This window comes from Mycobacterium sp., assembly GCF_049280035.1.
Classification (GTDB): Bacteria; Actinomycetota; Actinomycetes; order Mycobacteriales; family Mycobacteriaceae; genus Mycobacterium.
The window spans coordinates 1-3,637 of record NZ_JBAPPI010000335.1; the positions used below are offsets into that span (position 1 = coordinate 1).

5 protein-coding genes are annotated in these 3,637 nt (G+C 63.7%); 2 read left to right on the forward strand and 3 right to left on the reverse strand.

What is annotated here, in order from left to right:
• A partial coding sequence (locus WAN71_RS11235) for a WS/DGAT domain-containing protein (RefSeq protein ID WP_422225400.1) occupies positions 1 to 138 on the forward strand: 138 nt, incomplete at its 5' end.
• Between the two features lie 6 nt (positions 139 to 144).
• Here the strand turns inward: WAN71_RS11235 and WAN71_RS11240 are convergent.
• Together WAN71_RS11240 and WAN71_RS11245 are read right to left on the reverse strand one after the other, a co-directional pair.
• Entirely contained in the window at positions 145 to 1,086 is a 942-nt protein-coding gene (locus tag WAN71_RS11240) for a class I SAM-dependent methyltransferase (protein WP_422225397.1), read from the reverse strand.
• A 162-nt stretch (positions 1,087 to 1,248) separates the two neighbouring features.
• Positions 1,249 to 2,478 carry an amidohydrolase family protein gene (locus WAN71_RS11245; RefSeq protein ID WP_422225401.1) on the reverse strand — a complete coding sequence of 410 codons (1,230 nt, stop codon included), beginning with the start codon at positions 2,476 to 2,478 and terminating at the stop codon, positions 1,249 to 1,251.
• Between the two features lie 147 nt (positions 2,479 to 2,625).
• On the opposite strand from WAN71_RS11245, the gene WAN71_RS11250 reads away from it, so the two are divergent.
• Complete coding sequence (locus WAN71_RS11250) at positions 2,626 to 3,249, forward strand: TetR/AcrR family transcriptional regulator (RefSeq protein WP_422225398.1); 624 nt, start codon at positions 2,626 to 2,628, stop codon at positions 3,247 to 3,249.
• Positions 3,250 to 3,267: 18 nt separating this feature from the next.
• On the opposite strand, the gene WAN71_RS11255 is transcribed toward WAN71_RS11250, so the two are convergent.
• A partial coding sequence (locus WAN71_RS11255; protein WP_422225399.1) for a DinB family protein occupies positions 3,268 to 3,637 on the reverse strand: 370 nt, incomplete at its 5' end.

Genomic DNA, 3,637 nt, shown 5'->3' on the forward strand with positions numbered 1-3,637 from the left:
TACGTCGACCAACTCAAAATCTCGGTGCTCGCCGACGATGCGACCTTCGACGACCCGCACGAGGTCACCGAAGCGATGGTTAACGCCTTCGCACTGATCCGTCAGACCGCCGAGCGGGTTGCCGAGGTCACGTCATAGGACACGTCAGTCCAGTCGGCCTTCGACGAACACGCTTTCCGGGACTGCGGCATCGAGGCCAGCCGGGACGGATCGGTTACTGGCGGCCATCAGATCCTCTGCGCTCGTCGCGGCAGTGACTACCCAGCCGTGCGCTCGCAACCAGTCGACGACTTCCGTTCGTTCCTCCTCATAGAGCAGGTTGCCGGATTCCGTGATGTCCTTGCCGCCCAGCTTGATTGCGGCCCGCCGGTACCGTTCCGTCTGCTCCTCGCGGCGCACGAAACTCTCTGTGCTGAAGAACTGGTTGGTGAACGCTTCGACCGCGACACGGCTCCCGGGCGCGCTGAGCGACTGGATCCGGTCGAACAACAGGTCCTGGGCCTCGGCCGTTAGATAAGGCAGCAGCCCCTCCGCCGACCACGCGGTCGGAACCGACGCGTCAAACCCGGCCTGCGCAAGCGCCGTCGGCCAATCCAGGCGCAGATCGATGCCGACGCTGATGTAGGAAGCGATCGGGCTGACCCCATGAGATTCCAGCGTGCTGGTCTTGAATGCCAGCACCTTGGGCTGGTCGATCTCGTAGACCACACATCCGGCAGGCCAGGCGAGCCGCCACGCGCGTGAGTCAAGACCGGCCGCCAGGATCACGGCCTGCCGGACGCCGTCGCCGGCTGCGGCGAGAAAGTACTCGTCGAAGAACTTCGTCCGGCACGCCGTATAGCCCAGCATCGCCCGCATCCGGTCCTCGAATTGTGGGTCGACATCAGTTAGTTCGGCCGGCAATTCATCGTCCAGATAAACCCGCCATATGCCGTCGCCGGCCGCTTCGAGGAACAGCTTTGCGTAGGGATCGCTGATCAGAGGATCGGCGCTGTTGGTCTCTGCCGCCCGCCCGCCGGCAACCCCCAACGCGGTAGCGCCGACGCTCTCATTGATGTCCCACGTGTCATTCTCAGTTCTTGCCATCGGGATCCCTTCGGCGATCTTGGTACTACCAGCTCGTATCAAGCTTATACGAAAACTTAGCTACGCTTACAAAATGTAGCCCGAGGCCTGTCCAGGACTGATCATTTCCGGACGGCGGCGTGTTGGTCACCGCCAAGGGCGAGCTCAACGACAGACGCGGCCTCAGGCGTTCGCCAGTGCTGGCGGCTTGACGGCCTCCGGATCGGGATTGGCGATCGGCAGCCCCATGAAGCGCCGGGCGTTGTCACCCATGAAGTCGTAGGTCCGGCGGATGTCCATGCCCTCGGCGTACTGCCAATAACGCTTGGGCTCGGCCAGGCCTTCGGGATGCGGCCAGTCCGAGCCGAACATCACCTTGTCCCATCCGACCGTTTGCACCACGTCGGCCACCGAGCCCTCCCAGAACGGGCTCACCCAGACGTTGCGCCGGAACACCTCGTGCGGATGTTCGGGGAAGTTCTGCGGCATCTTGTTGTAGGTCGACTGCAGGTCGTCGAACAGTGGCTTGATCCAAGCGCTGCCGTTCTCCACGCTGGCGATCCGTAGCTTCGGGAACCGGGTCAGGGTGCCGTGGCAGATCAGGCTGGTGAGCATGTCGGCGATCTCACGGTGACCCAGCGCGGTCCACTTGAATGCTGACATCTCGAACGCGCTACTGGTCGACGGCGGCTCCCACTTGTCGATGTACTCCTGTAGCGGAGGTTGGCTGGCGTGCAACACGATCGGCAGCCCCGCGTCTTCGACGTCGCGCCAGAACGGATCGAACTCGGGCAGGGCGGGGGAGCGCCACCCCTTGTAGCCGTTCACCGGCGCCGGCTTGATCAGCGCGACCTTGGCGCCATTGTCGAGGATGTAGGCGAGCTCGCGACGCGCTTCGTCAACGAGTCCCAGGGTGAGCACCGGCGTCGAGTAGATCCGGTTGGCGTGGCTGAAGCCCCAGTGTTCCAGCATCCACTGGTTGAGGGCATGGATGATCGCCACCGTCAGGTCGGGATCCTCGGCGGCCGAATGCTCGACCAGATCGGCCAGCGTGGGGTAGTTCAGGCATGCGTCGACTCCCTGGCGGTCGAGTTCGGCGAGCCGGTCCTCGGGGTTGCGCGCTCCCGGCGGGGTGTCGATGCCACGCCCGGACATCTCGCGCATCGACAGACCCTCGGGGTTCTGGCCGGAGTAGAACTTCTCGTGGGCGCCGGGAGCAGCGACTCGTTCGAACGTCGGGTTCGGCATGTAGTCGGTGATCTTGTTGAGGATCGCGATGCGGGTGTGCCTGCCGATCTGGACGAATTGCACCTTCGGCTGGAACTCCTTGGGCAGGTGTCTCGTCAGCGCATCGGGGTTCTCGTACATGTGCTGATCGGCATCGAAGATCGGTGCGTCGGTGAACTGCGTCATCGTGGTGCCTCTCACTGCTCGACTTTGGGCCTGGCTACGAGCTTCGCGTAACTTGACACTTATGTCAAGTCTGGATGGATCCACATTATAAATAACTCTTGAGCTGTGGTGATTGCAGTTGACGATACTGTCATATAAGGTCGCCGCATGACGGCGATCTCGGCTTCGCCCGCCGAACGGCAACTGCGCGCCACCCGCGGCGAGCGCACCTGCGCGGCGATCCTCGACGCCAGCCGTCGTCTCTTTCTGGAACGCGGCTACGCGGGTACGCCGATCAACGCCATCACCGCGGCGTGCGGCATCTCGCGCGCCGGCTTCTACACCTACTTCAAGGACAAGCGCGAGATCTTCAACGTCCTCGGCAAGAACGCATACCACGAGGCCCTGGCCGTCATCGCCGAGTGGGCCGAGGCCGACCAACCATTCGGGCCGACCGATATCCGGGCCTGGGTCGGCCACTACTTCGACTACATGGACCACCACGGCGCGTTCGTGCTCGCGTCGGCGCACTCGGCGCCCGACGACGACGACTTTCGAAACTCACGCAACCGCATGGTGACCCGGGCATCGTGGAAGCTCGGCCAGGCGATCGCCGGCTACGGCGCCCACTCACCAGACGTCATTGGCGTCGCGGTGATGGGGTTGCTGGACCGGGCCTGGCACACGGTCCACCGGCAGACCGTGGCCGTCGACCGCGACGAGATGATCGCGGTGGTCGCGGAGATGATCGTCGCGATGGCGGCCCCGGCCGCGCCGCGAAGACCCGGCTGACTGCAAGACAGAGCTCGGTCATTCGAGATGTCCCAGGCGTCGAATGTCGCGATGGTGATGGTGGCATTCGTGCCAAGCGCTTCGCGCGACGAGCGCTACCGAGATCTGTCGGTCGCCGAGCGTCAGTGTCCGAGCGGCGGCAACGTCGTCCAACGAAGTTAGAGCGTCGTCGAGTCGGTGTATCCGTCGGTCGAATTGCGCGATGAGTTGTGCGCGGTCGGCCTCGTTGTACTTCGACTGAGCCACTGACTCGTCGGGGTCCACCATCGGTATCAGCGGGTTGTCTTCTGCGAGCGCCCGTTCGATAAGCCAACGATGAAATGCCATCGATTCTCGGAGATGTCCCAGGTACTCCAGTGGTGACCACACGTCCGGCGCTGGCCTGCGG